This is a genomic window from Hymenobacter sp. M1-2, assembly GCF_057808495.1.
This window is the reverse complement of sequence record NZ_JBTYZO010000021.1, coordinates 1-14,921: the sequence shown is the minus strand read 5'-3', so window position 1 is coordinate 14,921 and position 14,921 is coordinate 1. Positions and strand designations below refer to the sequence as shown.

18 protein-coding genes are annotated in these 14,921 nt (G+C 53.4%); 5 read left to right on the top strand and 13 right to left on the bottom strand.

What is annotated here, in order from left to right; translation table 11 throughout:
• The first annotated feature begins 105 nt into the window (after positions 1-105).
• Positions 106-888: a UMP kinase gene (pyrH, locus tag ACYSMN_RS18805; protein WP_488925539.1), complete on the top strand. Its 783-nt coding sequence runs from the start codon at positions 106-108 to the stop codon at positions 886-888.
• 100 nt (positions 889-988) lie between these two features.
• A complete protein-coding gene (frr, locus tag ACYSMN_RS18800; RefSeq protein ID WP_488925462.1) occupies positions 989-1,552 on the top strand; it encodes a ribosome recycling factor in 564 nt (187 codons plus the stop codon).
• Between the two features lie 72 nt (positions 1,553-1,624).
• Here the strand turns inward: frr and nadD are convergent, their stop codons facing one another.
• The 7 genes from nadD to ACYSMN_RS18765 form a co-directional block, all read right to left on the bottom strand.
• Positions 1,625-2,215 carry a nicotinate (nicotinamide) nucleotide adenylyltransferase gene (nadD, locus tag ACYSMN_RS18795; protein WP_488925461.1) on the bottom strand — a complete coding sequence of 197 codons (591 nt, stop codon included), beginning with the start codon at positions 2,213-2,215 and terminating at the stop codon, positions 1,625-1,627.
• Complete coding sequence (gene gmk, locus ACYSMN_RS18790) at positions 2,212-2,796, bottom strand: guanylate kinase (protein ID WP_488925460.1); 585 nt, start codon at positions 2,794-2,796, stop codon at positions 2,212-2,214. Before gmk ends, nadD begins: the two co-directional genes overlap by 4 nt.
• A gap of 9 nt (positions 2,797-2,805) precedes the next feature.
• Positions 2,806-3,096, bottom strand: a complete 291-nt coding sequence (locus tag ACYSMN_RS18785; protein ID WP_488925459.1) for a hypothetical protein — start codon at positions 3,094-3,096, stop codon at positions 2,806-2,808.
• Positions 3,097-3,113: 17 nt separating this feature from the next.
• Complete coding sequence (locus tag ACYSMN_RS18780) at positions 3,114-3,761, bottom strand: sigma-70 family RNA polymerase sigma factor (RefSeq protein WP_488925458.1); 648 nt, start codon at positions 3,759-3,761, stop codon at positions 3,114-3,116.
• Positions 3,762-3,835: 74 nt separating this feature from the next.
• A complete protein-coding gene (locus tag ACYSMN_RS18775) occupies positions 3,836-5,128 on the bottom strand; it encodes an O-antigen ligase family protein (protein ID WP_488925457.1) in 1,293 nt (430 codons plus the stop codon).
• Between the two features lie 23 nt (positions 5,129-5,151).
• Positions 5,152-6,189, bottom strand: coding sequence for a glycosyltransferase family 9 protein (locus ACYSMN_RS18770; RefSeq protein WP_488925456.1), 1,038 nt, complete (start codon positions 6,187-6,189; stop codon positions 5,152-5,154).
• Positions 6,190-6,264: 75 nt separating this feature from the next.
• The gene (locus ACYSMN_RS18765) at positions 6,265-7,035 is read right to left on the bottom strand and encodes a glycosyltransferase family 2 protein (RefSeq protein WP_488925455.1); all 771 of its coding nucleotides are present in this window, start codon (positions 7,033-7,035) and stop codon (positions 6,265-6,267) included.
• Positions 7,036-7,137: 102 nt separating this feature from the next.
• Here ACYSMN_RS18765 and ACYSMN_RS18760 point away from each other — a divergent pair, with 102 nt between their 5' ends.
• Positions 7,138-7,989, top strand: coding sequence for a T9SS type A sorting domain-containing protein (locus ACYSMN_RS18760; RefSeq protein ID WP_488925454.1), 852 nt, complete (start codon positions 7,138-7,140; stop codon positions 7,987-7,989).
• 77 nt (positions 7,990-8,066) lie between these two features.
• On the opposite strand, the gene ahcY is transcribed toward ACYSMN_RS18760, so the two are convergent.
• Entirely contained in the window at positions 8,067-9,386 is a 1,320-nt protein-coding gene (gene ahcY, locus ACYSMN_RS18755) for an adenosylhomocysteinase (protein ID WP_488925453.1), read from the bottom strand.
• A gap of 119 nt (positions 9,387-9,505) precedes the next feature.
• Entirely contained in the window at positions 9,506-10,267 is a 762-nt protein-coding gene (locus tag ACYSMN_RS18750; RefSeq protein ID WP_488925452.1) for a DUF4397 domain-containing protein, read from the bottom strand.
• A 247-nt stretch (positions 10,268-10,514) separates the two neighbouring features.
• On the opposite strand from ACYSMN_RS18750, the gene ACYSMN_RS18745 reads away from it, so the two are divergent.
• Both ACYSMN_RS18745 and ACYSMN_RS18740 read left to right on the top strand, forming a co-directional pair.
• On the top strand, positions 10,515-11,021 hold the full coding sequence (locus ACYSMN_RS18745; RefSeq protein ID WP_488925451.1) for a hypothetical protein: 507 nt from the start codon (positions 10,515-10,517) through the stop codon (positions 11,019-11,021).
• A gap of 42 nt (positions 11,022-11,063) precedes the next feature.
• On the top strand, positions 11,064-12,254 hold the full coding sequence (locus ACYSMN_RS18740; protein WP_488925450.1) for a THUMP-like domain-containing protein: 1,191 nt from the start codon (positions 11,064-11,066) through the stop codon (positions 12,252-12,254).
• 146 nt (positions 12,255-12,400) lie between these two features.
• On the opposite strand, the gene ACYSMN_RS18735 is transcribed toward ACYSMN_RS18740, so the two are convergent.
• The 4 genes from ACYSMN_RS18735 to ACYSMN_RS18720 are packed head-to-tail and all read right to left on the bottom strand — an operon-like array spanning position 12,401 to position 14,849.
• A complete protein-coding gene (locus ACYSMN_RS18735; RefSeq protein ID WP_488925449.1) occupies positions 12,401-13,000 on the bottom strand; it encodes a DNA-3-methyladenine glycosylase in 600 nt (199 codons plus the stop codon).
• Between the two features lie 60 nt (positions 13,001-13,060).
• Positions 13,061-13,585 carry a bifunctional adenosylcobinamide kinase/adenosylcobinamide-phosphate guanylyltransferase gene (locus ACYSMN_RS18730; protein ID WP_488925448.1) on the bottom strand — a complete coding sequence of 175 codons (525 nt, stop codon included), beginning with the start codon at positions 13,583-13,585 and terminating at the stop codon, positions 13,061-13,063.
• 10 nt (positions 13,586-13,595) lie between these two features.
• A complete protein-coding gene (locus tag ACYSMN_RS18725) occupies positions 13,596-14,249 on the bottom strand; it encodes a Dph6-related ATP pyrophosphatase (protein WP_488925447.1) in 654 nt (217 codons plus the stop codon).
• A gap of 3 nt (positions 14,250-14,252) precedes the next feature.
• Positions 14,253-14,849: a DUF6580 family putative transport protein gene (locus ACYSMN_RS18720; protein WP_488925446.1), complete on the bottom strand. Its 597-nt coding sequence runs from the start codon at positions 14,847-14,849 to the stop codon at positions 14,253-14,255.
• Positions 14,850-14,921 lie beyond the last annotated feature (72 nt).

Sequence of the window (14,921 nt, the reverse complement as noted above, 5' to 3'; positions counted from 1 at the left end):
CATAGTGTGAGGAGTAGCCGCCTGAACTAGTGGCACGTACACGCTACGAGCTTCGAAGCGTTTTTCTCTCGCTTCTTATAGATTTCTCACCTAATTCCTCCGATGTTGAAGTATAACCGAATTCTGCTCAAGCTAAGCGGCGAGGCGCTGATGGGCCAACAGCAATATGGCATTGACGCCATCCGGCTGATGCAGTATGCTGAGGAAATCAAAACTGTAGCGGCTACAGGCACGCAAGTAGCGGTGGTAATTGGAGGTGGCAACATTTTTCGCGGCGTGCAGGCGGAAGCTTTCGGTCTAGACCGAGTGCAAGGCGACTACATGGGTATGCTGGCCACAGTCATCAATTCGATGGCGCTGCAAAGTGCCCTCGAAAAGCTGGAGGTAAATACGCGCTTGTTGTCGGGTGTTACCATTCAGCGAGTGTGCGAGCCATACATCCGGCGCCGGGCCCTGCGCCACCTCGAGAAAGGCCGCGTGGTTATTTTCGGAGCAGGCATTGGCTCTCCCTATTTTACTACCGACTCGGCAGCTTCGTTGCGGGCCATTGAGATTGAAGCCGATGTGGTGCTGAAAGGCACGCGTGTAGATGGCATTTACACCGCTGACCCGGAGAAAGACCCTTCGGCCGTCCGATATTCTACCATCACTTTTGATGAAGTGATGGAAAAGAACTTGAATGTGATGGACATGACGGCCTTCACGTTGTGCAAAGAGAATAATCTGCCCATCATTGTATTCGATATGAACAAAGAAGGCAATCTGCAACGTCTGCTTGCGGGGGAATCGGTAGGAACTCTCGTAACGATGAGTGCTTCGGCTACTCCCTCCGATGCCAAGCACAGCAGCCTGCAGCCCAGTCTAGATACCTCTTCTGAACAAGCCTAAGCTGAGTTAAAAATTCAGTAATGAACGGCTAGCTGGCGGCCATTTGGGCATCAGTCCGTCCTTCTCAGTTTTTAACTCACAATTTTTAATTCTTTCACACATGGACGAAGAAATTCAGTTTTACCTGAGCGAAGCCGAGGAATCAATGGCTAAATCGTTGCAGCACACCAGCTTGGAGCTAAGCCGCATCCGGGCAGGAAAAGCCTCGCCGGCAATGCTCGACTCGTTGCGCGTAGACTACTACGGTACGCCTACTCCCATTGCGCAGGTAGCTAATGTTTCCACTCCCGACGCCCGTACGCTGTTCATCAAGCCCTGGGAGAAGAACATCATCGCGGAGGTAGTAAAAGCCATTAAGAACAGCGACCTAGGCCTGAACCCGCAATCGGATGCGGAAGGCGTACGGCTTAATATTCCACCCATGACGGAGGAGCGCCGCCGCGACCTAGTGAAGCAGGTAAAAAATGAAGCCGAAAGTGGTAAAGTACGCATTCGTGGCATCCGCAAAGATGTGAACGACTCGCTCAGAAAGCTCCTAAAAGACGGTGCCGCTGAAGACGCCATCAAAGACGCTGAAGCTAAAGTGCAGAAAGCTACCGATAGCTACATCAGCCAAATCGATGGCCTCATGAGCAAGAAAGAAGCGGAAATCATGACCATCTGATTTCTGCTCAATACCATCAAAAAAGCCCTGCCAGTTTGATACCAGCAGGGCTTTTTTGATGACTTTTCAGATTCAACGCCAATAATGTTCAGCCGTTATGTGCCGCTCTACTACGTCCGGCACGAGATAACGGATAGACTTGCCGGTGCGCACACTCTCACGGATGAACGTGGCAGATATGTCTAGCAGGGGTGCCTCCACTATCCGGATTCGTGAGCTAGTACTCTCTGCTATCGGATAGCCAGGCCGTGGGTACACGAAGATGTCGAATTCTTGCTGGATGCGGGTGGCGTCTTTCCAACCTTCTAAACCCTGCAGATTATCGCTGCCCATCAACAACGCAAATTCATGGCTCGGGTGCTGGCGTCGGATTTCGTCGAGCGCATTGATGGTGTAGCTCGGTTTGGGCAGGTAAAATTCCAGATCCGTTACGGCCAACCGGTTATTATCGGCAATGGCAGCACGAATCAAATCGAAACGAACCTGCTCGGGCAGTAGCTCCTGCCCCACTTTGTAAGGACTTTGGGGAGACACGACAAACCACACAGCCGACAGATCGGTGTGAGTAGCCATGTGCTGAGCGAGGATGAGGTGGCCGGTATGAACGGGATTGAATGAGCCAAAAAGCAGGCCTACCTTCTCAGGAAGGGCAACGGGGCTCATAAGATGGCGGGCTCGGCCGTGATGAACTCCCGCACCATTCTCTCCGCCTGGGCCGTGGCTTCATCGAGGTTATCGTTGACGATGGTTACGTCGAACCTATCCTCAAAAGCCAACTCGAAATTGGCTTTGTATAGACGAGCCGAAATGCTGGATGCCGAATCGGTGGCGCGATTGCGCAAGCGGCTTTCCAGTACTTCCAAGGAGGGAGGCTTCACGAAGACAGCTAAGGCTCGATCCTTGTAAAACTCTTTGATGCTGAGTCCACCTTTCACGTCCACATCTAGGATGGCGTGCTTGCCACTTTCCCATATGCGCTCAATCTCAGACTTGAGCGTGCCGTAGAAAGCACCCTCATATACTTCCTCCCACTCCACAAATTCATCGTGGCGGATTTTCTCCTGGAATTCCTGAACGGAGATGAAGTAATAATCTTTTCCATTGGCTTCGGTACGGCCGCGCTTGTCGCGCGTGCAGGCCGAAATAGAAAAGCTTAAGTCCGGAATGGCCGCCATGAGACGGTGGACAATGGTGGTTTTGCCAGCTCCGGAAGGAGCCGAAAACGCAATAATTTTACCCTGCATCGGGCAAAATTAGGCCATTTCTGTTTGTAAGCGCGACAAAATAGTCTGCGGGAGAGAATTTGGCGCGCCCTTGCGGCCTACGTGGGTCATGAGGAAACCAATGAAGGCTCGCTGTTTATCAATGCTATCGAAGCAAGGCGAGCAATCGTCGGCGTGGTGCACGATGTAAGTTTCGTCTTCCACGGTGGGTTGCTGTCCCACTACAAGCTGGTCGAGTATCGTATTCACGCGTTCACAGTCGGCAGCAGGCGACGACGCCTGTTGCGTGGGAGATGGAGTAGGAGTAGAAATGTCTTTCATGGCGCAACCCGTTGCAGTTAATCGTTTTCTTCTTCGTCCTGCTCAGAATCGGCATTGCCAGAATCAGAGCCATAGCCCATGGATTGGGCGTATTTTTCAAGCTTGTCTTTCAAAAAATTACGAGCCCGGTGCAAGCGGGAGCGTACCGTACCGATGGGGATGTCTAGCACTTTAGCCATTTCCTCGTACGTGAACCCTTCCAGGTCGCAGAGGATGATGACGGTGCGAAAATCCACGGGCAGTGAGTTGAGTGCGCTGGCCACCTCGTCGCCGATGAGGTCGCGCACGGCTTGCTGCCGCATATCGGACGAGGTACCACCCGCGTCGCTATCGGACTCCACGTCTTCCGAATTGTAGTAACCCTCAATTTCGCTGTAGTCGACTTTGGCGGGCTGCTTACTCTTTTTTCGAAAGTCGTTGATGAACGAGTTTTTCAGGATGCGGAACAGCCATGCTTTGGCGTTGGTTCCCTGCTCAAAGTACTCGAAGAACCGATAAGCCTTCAAATAGGTCTCCTGCACGAGGTCATTCGCGTCGTCCTCATCGAGAGTGAGGCGAAACGCGAAATTGTACAGAGAGTCGATAACAGGCATTAATTCGGCCTGGAACCGGCGGTCTTTTTCTTCTTTACTAAGCTTCGGAACCCGTTCGGGAGAGTCGCTCATAGGGGCACGGCAAATGACAACGGGGGTGAAAAAAATCCGCTGTGTAAACAAAAGTACTGATTATACTACCTCGCTCAAGCTGAACGATGCGCAGGTGCAAGCAGGGTTTTCCGCTCGGTATTCACGACTAAGAAACCATAAAAGAATACAAACAGGTTGAAGCCTATCTGCATTTGTAGCAGTGAATCTACCAGATTGGCGATGCCCATCATGAGCAGGAAATGTACAACGTACGGATTTTGCCGTTGTGCAGGTTGCAGAAATGGGCCGAAGAGTATCAAAAGCCATAACATCAACCCTACTACCCCCCCTCCTACTACGGCTTCTAAATACTGGTTGTGCGTCATCGCCCAATTCTTAGGTAACAAGCCAAAATTTTGATAGCTGTATTGGTCAATCATGGCAGCGTCCACATCAGCAGGGGCCACGCCGAGCAACGGATGTTGATTGGCAATGATGAGGGCAGCCTCCCAAGCAGCCAAGCGTTTGGCCATAGAGTAATTATTGATGTCGTGGCCGGCTTGGTATTCGTTAAGATCGTCGAGGGAAATGCTTACTCTATTTTGAACGGACTCTAGGGTGCGGTAGGCTAGCAAAGGCAGCCCAACTATTGTCATCAGCATAAGCAGCCCGAGCACGAAACGGCCTTTCCATAGAATTAGCAGAACGGCGTCGATTAGAATCATTCCGTAGACCAACAGTAAGGCGGTTCGGTAAGCTAGCACATGCACAATCAGAAATATGAGCACGGCGCAAATCACCAAGACTGCGCGAACGGTGGGAGTGGCAGCAGCGCTACGTCGAAGTAGCAGGGCGTAGAAAAAAGCTAAGGCTAGCATGATGCTGAAGTGGATGTGAAACACTCCAGTAACAGACGGAATATTTTGCCCTGTGCTAATAAGATAGTTTCCTTCTTCGGGGTTTAGCAGGTAGCTGCCCATGGTAGCCAGGCCCAGTAGAGTTGCCAGCCCCACGTACAGCAATCCTACTGTGTACCGTTGTCGGGCACTTAGTGGAACGGCTAGCGCAAAAACCAATGGCACTGTGATCAGCGGTGCTTTCCGGTATACTTCATGCTGCCAGACCTCCATTTCTGTGGTGTACAGCACGCTTACCACCCAAAAAGCGTATAGCAGAACCATACTCAACAGGGTTTGCATGCGCATACAGGCTAGCAAGCGGGTCCGCAGTTGCGGCTGCGCTCCGGCAGCTACTAACCCAAGAATAGGGCTAAGAGCAACCAACGCCCGCGAAGCAAACAGCCCGGTAACGGCTGCCAGACTGGCTACGAACAGTAAGTACTGTGACAGACGCCCATCCGTGTAAAGCTGACGCAAGAAGCTAAGCCGAGCACCGGAGGAAGTCATGAAATGAGCAGGAGGACGCTGAATCAATTGGAAAAAGAAAAAGAACTTCCGGCAAGAATCCGGCCTAGCACCTCTGTGGCTTCTAGGGCCTTGATGCAGGTGCAAATAGCGGGTTGTTTTCGGCAGTCCTGGCAGTTCGGTTTGTTGAATACAACATATTCTGCTTGCGGGCCTAGAGGTGCCCACCGGCCGGGGTGCATAGGCCTAATAGGAGGATACAGCCCAATAGCATGGCGCCCCAAAGCAGCGGCAATATGCAACGGACCCGTACTGCCAGCCACCAGTGCATCGGCGGCGGCAATAAAAGCTATTAGCTGCGAAAGGTTGAGGCGGCCCGTCAAGTCAGCGGCCAGATACGGGCCGTGGCTGATGAGCCACTCTTGAAGCTCCTCGCCTTCGGTGGCGGTACCTGTTACAAAGACCCGATGACCTGCTTCGAACAAGAGCCGAGCCAACGTGCCAAAGTGGTCCAACCCCCATTCGCGGGCGCTACCCCGGCTGCGCGGATGCAGAATCACATTAAGTTGCTTGGGCTGCTTGGCCTCTATTAGCTCTTTATGGAGCAGCGACAGTGGCTCGGAGGGCTGAAGCTTCACCAGTTCCATAACTTCAGCTAACGGCAACCCGGCCGAAGGCACAAGAGGTTCCAGAAGAGCCAAGTTCAGTTGCGCTTCGTGTAATGGAGAATTCCGGCGACTTAAAGCTACCAGACGATTACAAGTCAGCCAGTGAAACCAACGATTACGGGTTCCAATCCGAATAGGAATGCCGGCTAGTTGAGCGAGTTTGGCTACTATCCTGTTGGGGAAAACATGTATGATGACGTCGGCTTGCTGTGCCCGAACAAGCGCCACTTGATCGGTGCTGGATAGCTGAAGCAAGTCGTCGTAATTGAGGAAATCGTCGACCCAGGGGCAATTAGCAGCTATAGGCTGCGTGTAAGTGCGGCCTAGCAACACCACCCGGCAATCTGGAAAGCGTTTTTTCAACAGACCAGCAACGGGAAGAGTTAGTACAACATCTCCAATGGCATCGGTACGGCTTATGAGAAAAGTTTTCATACAATTAGCCGCCTAGTCAAATTTGCTTGTCCGCGCTTGGTACTCGTGCGCAAGGGCTTAGAAAAAAGGCCGTGTCTAGGCTTTAACAGCTGTGGAACGAGTTTTCAGCTTGGCAAATTTAAGAAACACTCCGCTGGCAGAAATCAAGGCAATACTAAGACCCGCAAAGCCATCCAAAAATCCCAGCCGAAAAAAGTAACCGTGCACGAATTTCCACCAGGGTTTGAGCAGCAGGTGGAACAGTGTAACCCGCCGCTTACCCCGCAACCAAAGCTCATCGGCCGCAATACTAGTGAAACGGTTTAGCTGACTAATATGCTGCTCAACGGAATGGTAAGAGTAATGCAGGGCGTCGCCTTGGAGAGCACCAACCGCCAAGCCAGGCTGCACCTCATACCGCTCGTGCAGCAATAAGCCTTGCCAGCTGCCCAATCGTCGGTCGTAGAGACGCAACTTACGGTCGGGGTACCAGCCACCGTAGCGCACCCAGCTCCCGCAATAGTTGGTGAGGCGAGCTAAGGTATAGCCGGCGCCTTGCCACTTCTCTTTGGCCGCCTTGACGCTCTGCCGCAACTCTTCGGTCAGAACTTCATCGGCGTCGAGTTGGAGTATATGATCATACTGTGCTTGGGAAGTAGCGAAATTTTTTTGCTCCACATAACCTGCAAAAGCATGCTGCACTACGCGGGCTCCGTGCTGCTGGCAAATGGCTACAGTAGCATCCGTAGAGAAGGAATCGACTACCACCACTTCATCGGCAACATCACGCACAGCTTCCAAGCAGCGAGCAATATTGGCTTCTTCATTGAAGGTGATAATAACGACGGACAGGAGTACAGCAGGCATAGCAACCGCAAATATCCGGATTTATGCTCGGCCCAACGGCTGAGGGTTACTTTGAAGAGGCGAGAGTATTCAACCAAAACGGTTTTCCTCTTTCCTTTTGATATGCGCCCGAAAAGACTGCACTGGTTTTTGCTGCTTAGCTGCCTGTCAGGTTGCGACGGCAAAAGCTCGTTTTTCTACCCTAAAGCGAGCTTCGATTCTGTAGATCTACGTCGTCCAGTAAATCTAGTGAAGGTATTGGGTCCCGATTTCAGGCTGTTAAGCCCTACAGATACAGTAGACCTGCGCTTAACTTTTGATCAGTCTACTGGAGAAAACACTTTTATATCTTCCGCCGCCGATACGGTTTTGGCGGCTCGGGCCTTTCGTTTTCGGCGGCTATATTATTTAGTGCAGTCCTTTGCGGATTCTACCTGCTGGGTGCACGCCGTACGCATAAGGCACGGAGAAGTACAGGGACTAGATACAGGCTGCTTACAAATGCTGGCGTTGAGTGCAGCTGTCAAGCAGAACCAATGGCCTGAACTTGTCCGCTTTCATAATGCCCAGAACGACAGTTTCCGTCTGCGCTTCGATAGGCACGCCTTACAAGACTTTTATGCTGCTCAGGTAGATAGTTTTCCTATTTATCACCTGGAAAAGAACCCGTCTCAATCAGCTAAAACCAAAACTTTAACTACGCACATCGACTCAACCTCAGTTGTATCTTCCGCGGCTGTAGCCATTTTTCCTAATCCAGCCAGTCTTGAGGCTACACTTGACCTTGGCGTTGCTGCTCCACGTACAGTGCAACTCTACGGTATTGCCGGCCATTGCTTACGTACGTGGGAGACTTCAGAAGCACGTCTGCAACTGCCCGTACGCGAGTTGGCGCCTGGCTCATATCTGGTTCGCACCATTAGCGCCGGGAAGCACGTTTCAGTATCTATTACTCGTTTGCTGGTGCAACGGTAATTCTACCTTTTACAGTTACCGTTGCACAAAAAAACCCGCTCGGTATGCCGAGCGGGTTTTTATTTTTATTGTAAAGCTTAGTAACGGTACAGGTCCGACTTGAACGGGCCTTCTACGTCTACGCCGATATACTGTGCCTGCTTAGGCTTCAACTCATCCAGCTCCACACCAATTTTGGCGAGGTGCAGACGGGCTACCTTCTCATCGAGGTGCTTAGGCAAGGTGTATACTTTGTTTTCGTACTGGCTAGCGTTCTGCCACAGTTCCAGCTGAGCCAGCGTCTGATTTGTGAAGGAGTTGGACATTACGAACGAAGGGTGGCCAGTGGCACAGCCCAGGTTCACCAAACGACCTTCGGCGAGGATGATTACCTCTTTGCCGTCGATGTTGTAGATGTCTACTTGCGGCTTCACCGTGTCTTTGGTGTGGCCGTAGTTCTTATTCAACCAAGCCATGTCGATTTCATCATCGAAGTGGCCGATGTTGCAGACAATGGCTTTGTCTTTGAGGGCGCGGAAGGCACTCTCCGTAATGATGTCGCAGTTGCCGGTAGCCGTTACAACGATGTCGGCTTCTTTGATGGCGTTTTCCATCTTCTTTACTGCGTAGCCGTCCATGGCAGCTTGCAGCGCGCAGATGGGGTCGATTTCTGTCACGATGACGCGGGCTCCGGCACCGCTCAACGAAGCAGCAGTACCTTTTCCTACGTCGCCGTAGCCAGCTACAACGGCAATCTTGCCGGCCATCATCACGTCAGTAGCACGACGGATAGCGTCTACAGCCGACTCTTTGCAGCCGTACTTGTTATCGAACTTCGACTTCGTAACCGAGTCGTTCACGTTGAAGGCGGGCATGGGCAGCGTACCGTTCTTCACGCGGTCCAGCAGGCGCAGTACGCCGGTGGTGGTTTCTTCCGAAATGCCCCGGATGCCAGCCGCCAGTTCAGGGTACTGGTTCAGTACCATGTTGGTCAGGTCGCCGCCGTCGTCAAGAATCATGTTTAAGGGCTGACGGTCTTCACCGAAGAACAGCGTCTGCTCGATGCACCAATTAAACTCTTCTTCGTTCTGACCTTTCCAGGCGTACACCGGAATGCCCGCAGCAGCAATAGCAGCCGCAGCGTGGTCCTGAGTCGAGAAGATGTTACACGACGACCAGGTTACGTCCGCACCCAGCGCCTTCAGCGTCTCGATGAGGACGGCCGTTTGAATGGTCATATGTAGGCAGCCAGCAATGCGCGCGCCTTTCAGCGGCTGCGAAGCGCCAAACTCCTCACGCAAGGCCATCAGACCTGGCATTTCGGCCTCGGCCAACCGGATTTCCTTACGGCCCCACTCCGCGAGGCTCATATCTTTTACTTTGTACGGGACGTAGGCCGTAGTTTTGGTCTCAACCATAATGGAGGATTTTTTGCTTTCGCTTTTCAACCGCAAAGATAACTAAAATGTTACCCGGGTTATATAACAGAAAAAGCCTGCTCCAGAAGAAGCAGGCTTTTGAGAAAAGCAGTTCAATTTTAGTTGTTTTCGATAACAACTGCTTTGAGCCGCAAGTCCTGCGCAATGCTGTTGCTGGCTATACCACGAACGAGTATCGTGTAGATTTTACCAGCGGCATAGTTTCTGGTCGTTGGAGTAGAGGAAGAATTACCCGTACCATCGCCTACGGAGAGTCTTACTACCCCGGTTGCGCCGGACCCCGTAGAGATAGCGAGGTTGTAAGTGTTGGGGCTTAGCTCGACAAATGGAGACGCAGTGCCAAAAGCAACGTTTGTAATAATGTCCGTCGTACCAATCGTAGGGGCCGGCAAAGATAGGCTGACGGGGCTGGGGGCATCTACGCCGAGATGTACCAAACGAATTTTAGCCTTTCCTGCCGCGGGAGCTGTTAAGTCGTCTGGAACAACCAAGCCGGCTATTGACCCTAGTGCAGTAGAGGGAGCATAGACGAAAAGAGAATAGTTTTTGTCTTTCTCAATGGCGGCAGTTTGCGTTAAAACTGTCTGGTTTGAAGTGGCATCATTAATCTTGATTGTCTGAGAACCAGCATTGACATTAAGATAAGAACTGTTTTGGCCATAATTCAACTGCCCTACTTCACTATCATTGACCCATGCCTTCACCCGAACGTTGGCGGTGGCAGCAGCATGTGAAACCAACACTTTGCCTTGCGCTGGGGCGTCATCATCATCGTCGTCGCCGCAGGAGGAGAAGGTGAGAGCAGCGGGCAGCGCCAGGGCGAAAAGGGCGAAACGGAAAGGGTTAGCAAGAATTTTCATGGGCACTTTGAGTTGATGAAAGATCTATTAGAATGCCGACAGAACGTAACGACTATCGGTTTTGTTGGGTAAGCTCAAGAATCTTCTCTGCATTGTAGTTGATTCTTCTGTGTTGTAGTCTGTTATCTTTGCTTGCATGTACCGTCCTGTTTCGCTTCGGCCTCGAGTGTTTCGCTCTTTTATTGTTGTATTAGTATTGGGTCTGTGGGCAGGAAACGCCAGTGGGCAGGCAAACAGCTTCATTCGATTGAGCCCGGAAGATAAGGAGCGGGGCTTAAACGGAGTGCAGAAGAACTTCTACTTCAGCACGAAGGCAGAACCCACGGACGACGACTACGTGAATGCTGGCTACTTCGGACAGCGCCTGCGGCCCTACTTGGCCGGCAACCAAGAAGCGCTGGATAACCTGAACCGCTACCGTCGGCAGAAGTGGATATTTCTGGCGGAACGTCTTACGTTCGTAGGAGCCATTGCCACTTATGGCGCTCAATCCTTCAATGGAGATGATGACAAACCGCAGTACTTCAGTGATCCGCAGAAAGTAACGTTGGGCGTAGCGGCGGTAAGTTTGCTGTCGAACATCTTTATTACGCGGCGCACCAACCAACATTTCCAGCGGGCTGTGGAAGCGAATAATGCTTCCTTGCCGGAAGCTCGGCGTACTGGTTTGTTGCAGCGCCTCGTTCCTTCAGGAGTAGGCGTGGCGGCACCCACTGGGCAGCCGCAGTTGGCTTTGCGCTGGCAGTTGCGCTAAGTGCGGGCCAACCGCCCGTTTTTTTGTTCGTAGGAGTAGTTCATGGAATTTCCGCTTCCCGCGGCGTCCCGGCAGTATGTAGCAAAACATCTGCACGACGACCCCGCTCAATTAGCCTTGCAGGCCCGTCGGTATCCAGGGCTGCCCGTGCCGGAACTGGTGCGCCAGATTCAGGCCCGCCAGAAGGCCCGCACCAAACTGCCCGCCTGGGCCGAAAATCCCGACCTTATTTTTCCGCCCGCTTTATCGGTGGAGCAGGCTTCGTCGGCCCGCACGGCGGCTTATAAGGCTTCGCTTGTGAGTGGGCAGCGCCTCGTGGACCTGACTGGGGGCTTTGGGGTGGATGTGTCGTGCTTCGCGGAGCGGATACCAGAAGTGCATTACGTGGAGCGCAATGCCGCGCTGACGGAGGTGGTTCGGTTCAACCTGACGCATCTGGGCATCACGAACGTGCAGTACCACACCGGCGATGCGGTGAACTTTCTGCGTAACACGCCGGATACATTCGACTGGATTTATCTCGACCCAGCTCGGCGCGATACGGCGGCCCGTAAGATATTCCGGCTGCAAGACTGTGAGCCGGACGTGTTGCGCCTGCTGCCGCTGCTACTACACAAAGGCCGCCACGTGCTGCTCAAGACTTCTCCCATGCTCGACATTGAGCAGGCCTTGCAGGAATTGCGGCAAGTGCGTCGGCTGTGGGTGGTAGCCGTCGATAATGAGTGTAAGGAAGTGCTGTATGAACTAGGGCCCGAGCCAGCTATTGATCCGGAGCGGTACACGGTGAATTTGCTCCGTAACGGGCAACAACAGGAATTCCGGCTGAACCGGGCCCGTGAAACGCGCGCCATACCGCGCTATGCCGAGCCGCAGCAGTACCTGTATGAACCCAACGTGGCGGTACTCAAAGCTGGAGGTTTTCGGAGCGTGGGTACCGCATTTGAGCTGTTGAAACTGCATCAGCACAGCCACCTTTACACTTCCGATGTGCTGCGCCCGGATTTTCCTGGCCGTATTTTCCGCATCCGCGCGGTGGAGAAATACGACGGCGCCGCAATCAAAGTCCACCTTGGTCCTGATGCCCGCGCCCACGTTACGACTCGTAATTTCCCGGACACCGTGGCGGACTTTCGCTACCGCACTGGCATACGTGAGGGCGGCGAAACCTACTTATTTGCTACTACCAATTTGGAAGGTAAGCTGATGGTGCTGGTTTGCGACAGGGATTTTTAGTTTGGAAGGTTAGAAGTGAGCACCTAGAGTTTAGACCAATGGCTCGGGGACACCTCTAGGCTGTTGACGCTTTTGCATCATCTCTCAACACTGTGTCTGCGTCCTCGCCTCCTCATTCACGGAAAGGAGAGAGTTGACGCTTCTTCTTACTTGGCGGGGCTCACCCACTTGTTGTCCTTAATGCGAAAACGCCAGGGCAAAGCGGCATCATCGCCGGCGTAGTCGATGCCGACGCGGGGGCTAGCTATGATTTGGTCGGCGGGAATTGGCTCGTTGTGGTCTTCGAACCAGATTAAGTCGCCGGTGAGGTCGGTGCCGTAGTGTTTGGTCGTGATGCCTAGGGCTTGAGTGAGCAGGCCGGGGCCGGCGGTGAGGTTGCGGGCCGGACTGGTTAGCCCGCGGCGTAGTAGCATTTCGGAGATGCCTTCGGTAGGTTCGAGGCCGCGAATGAGGACGGCATCGGCTTTGCCGGCTTCGTTGGTGATGAGGTTGAACAAGGCATACCGACCATAGATGAGGTACACGTAGGCCACGCCACCGGGCTCGTACATGATTTTTGTGCGGCTCGTGAAACGACCTAAGTGCGAGTGGCAGGCTTGGTCGTTGAGGTGGGCGTAGGCTTCGGTTTCGACGATGCGGCCACCCGTGAGTACGCCATCAATGTTGGTGAATACGAATTTACCCAGCATGTCCCGGGCTATTTGTACTACATCGGGGCGGCGGTAAAAAGAGGCGGGTAGCTTCATGAAATAGGCGGCACGCGAAGACGTGCCTGATCCGTAGTACGGCTCGGCAGTACTTTGCTGTTACACCGCCACAGACGGAGTAGGCTTGATAGGCACTGAAATCCCCGAGACCATCAGCACCACTCTTTCAGCTGCCGCAGCTACGTACTGATTGGCCCATCCTTGCAACTCCACGAATTTGCGGCCCACTTCAGTAGTGGCATGCAGGCCCATACCTAGCTCGTTCGTGACAATGATGAGCGTGGCATCTAGCTGCCGCAGGGCATCTATCTCCTGGCGAAAAGCCTGTAGAGCGGGCTCCACTTGACTCTTAGTGTCTGAGAAAAAGTTGGTGAGCCAGAGCGTTACGCAGTCTACCACGGCTACCTGACTTTGCAGGGGCAAGTGGCTCACGTAACACTCGGCCTCGAAGCTGGTCCACTCCGCGCCGCGTTCCGCCTGGTGCCGCCGAATCCTGTCCTCGAAGTCGCCGCCCCAGTGCTTGGCCGTGGCTACGTATACGGGCCGAGCTGTGAGCGACAAAGCTAGGCGTTGCGCGTAGCTGCTTTTGCCGCTACGCTCGCCACCGGTTACGAGGATAATCATGGGGCTGAAATCAAGAAGTTTCGATAAACCAGTACTGGCCGTGGTGCTTTTTGGCCCCGAACTCTACGGCTATGGGTTGCGCGAAAAGCGGGCAGTCGACAACCAACGTGTGGTACTCACCATTTTCGCCGCAGGCGTCTACGTCAAGAGCTTCCAATTCTTCTAGCAACGTCAAGTCCAGCAAACGGCCCAGGAAAGGCGCCCCCATGGTTTCGTTGCAGGAGACAATGTACGCTTTAATGCCCTGGGCTAGCATTTGCAGCACTAACTCTTTGCGGTTTTGCTGCCAGAGCGGCAGCCACGCCGTGATACCTACGGCGTGGCACACTTTCTCTTCCCAGTCGCGGTGCGCTTGCAGGTCGATGTCGCCGAATACGGCGGTGCTCACTTGAAACTCGGCTACTATGTGGCTGAGAGTGCGGATGAATACGGCTTCGTACTCGGCCCAACTGGCGGGGGCGGTTATCAGTGGTACGCCCAGAGCCTGGGCCTGCCGCTCCAACACGGCGCGCGGCAGAGCGTGGCTCCGACTCACGCGGCCGTTTTCGTTCAGCATGTTGAGCAACACCTTAGGTTGTGCGCCGCTACGCACGGCTTGCATGAGGGCGAAGCAGCTGTCCTTGCCCCCACTCCAGCTGCTAACGAAACTTTCTGTACCCGCCATACGCTAAGCGGCTTGCGGACGAAGCGCTGCGTAGCGCTGTTGCAGCCATTCGAACCCGCCAAACAGGATGGCCCCGTAGAGCAGGTTGGCCAGCAGCATATTTCGCATGAAGGGCAACGCTAGGTAGTAGCATTTAATCAGTCCGGCTAAATCGGGCGTATAGGGCAAGCCGGTGGTGATGTCCGTGCCACCGCCGAGCCAGACGCCAAAGTCCGACACCAGCCAATGGACCAGAGCAGCCGACACAGCCCCTAACGCCACGTTGCGCACGCTGACCCGGCGGATGGCTTGCCCAAGCAGCACCATCAGCAGGAAGCTGCCATACACCCAAGCAAAACCCGAGTAAAACAGCACCCACGTATCAAAATAGAACAGCCGGTTGAGGAGCACGTCACTGAACCATAGCGCAGCCAAAGGCAGGACGTACACCTGCCAACGACTACGGACATAGCAGCCGCTAAACAACGCCATGGCGCCCACCGGGGTAAAATTGATAAGGGGCGAATGCGTGGCTTCCGTGTTCATCAGCCGAAAACAGGCCGTTAGGAGAATCAACAATAGCAATACCGCCGAACGAAGGTGAATTTTGGTAGTAGCCATAGTGGGTAGCTTCTTAATAACTGATGTTACGCAACGAGTCGGGCGAGTTGTTGATACATAGCTTTCACGCCT

Bases quoted from the DNA above. Each gene is read 5' to 3' on its own strand.
- ahcY (WP_488925453.1), bottom strand. From the start codon at position 9,386: ATGGTTGAGACCAAAACTACGGCCTACGTCCCGTACAAAGTAAAAGAT.
- ACYSMN_RS18785 (WP_488925459.1), bottom strand. From the start codon at position 3,096: ATGAAAGACATTTCTACTCCTACTCCATCTCCCACGCAACAGGCGTCG.
- ACYSMN_RS18730 (WP_488925448.1), bottom strand. From the start codon at position 13,585: ATGATTATCCTCGTAACCGGTGGCGAGCGTAGCGGCAAAAGCAGCTAC.
- ACYSMN_RS18740 (WP_488925450.1), top strand. From the start codon at position 11,064: ATGGAATTTCCGCTTCCCGCGGCGTCCCGGCAGTATGTAGCAAAACAT.
- gmk (WP_488925460.1), bottom strand. From the start codon at position 2,796: ATGCAGGGTAAAATTATTGCGTTTTCGGCTCCTTCCGGAGCTGGCAAA.
- ACYSMN_RS18775 (WP_488925457.1), bottom strand. From the start codon at position 5,128: ATGACTTCCTCCGGTGCTCGGCTTAGCTTCTTGCGTCAGCTTTACACG.
- frr (WP_488925462.1), top strand. From the start codon at position 989: ATGGACGAAGAAATTCAGTTTTACCTGAGCGAAGCCGAGGAATCAATG.
- ACYSMN_RS18770 (WP_488925456.1), bottom strand. From the start codon at position 6,189: ATGAAAACTTTTCTCATAAGCCGTACCGATGCCATTGGAGATGTTGTA.
- ACYSMN_RS18750 (WP_488925452.1), bottom strand. From the start codon at position 10,267: ATGAAAATTCTTGCTAACCCTTTCCGTTTCGCCCTTTTCGCCCTGGCG.
- ACYSMN_RS18780 (WP_488925458.1), bottom strand. From the start codon at position 3,761: ATGAGCGACTCTCCCGAACGGGTTCCGAAGCTTAGTAAAGAAGAAAAA.
- ACYSMN_RS18725 (WP_488925447.1), bottom strand. From the start codon at position 14,249: ATGGCGGGTACAGAAAGTTTCGTTAGCAGCTGGAGTGGGGGCAAGGAC.
- ACYSMN_RS18760 (WP_488925454.1), top strand. From the start codon at position 7,138: ATGCGCCCGAAAAGACTGCACTGGTTTTTGCTGCTTAGCTGCCTGTCA.
- ACYSMN_RS18735 (WP_488925449.1), bottom strand. From the start codon at position 13,000: ATGAAGCTACCCGCCTCTTTTTACCGCCGCCCCGATGTAGTACAAATA.
- nadD (WP_488925461.1), bottom strand. From the start codon at position 2,215: ATGAGCCCCGTTGCCCTTCCTGAGAAGGTAGGCCTGCTTTTTGGCTCA.
- ACYSMN_RS18720 (WP_488925446.1), bottom strand. From the start codon at position 14,849: ATGGCTACTACCAAAATTCACCTTCGTTCGGCGGTATTGCTATTGTTG.
- ACYSMN_RS18765 (WP_488925455.1), bottom strand. From the start codon at position 7,035: ATGCCTGCTGTACTCCTGTCCGTCGTTATTATCACCTTCAATGAAGAA.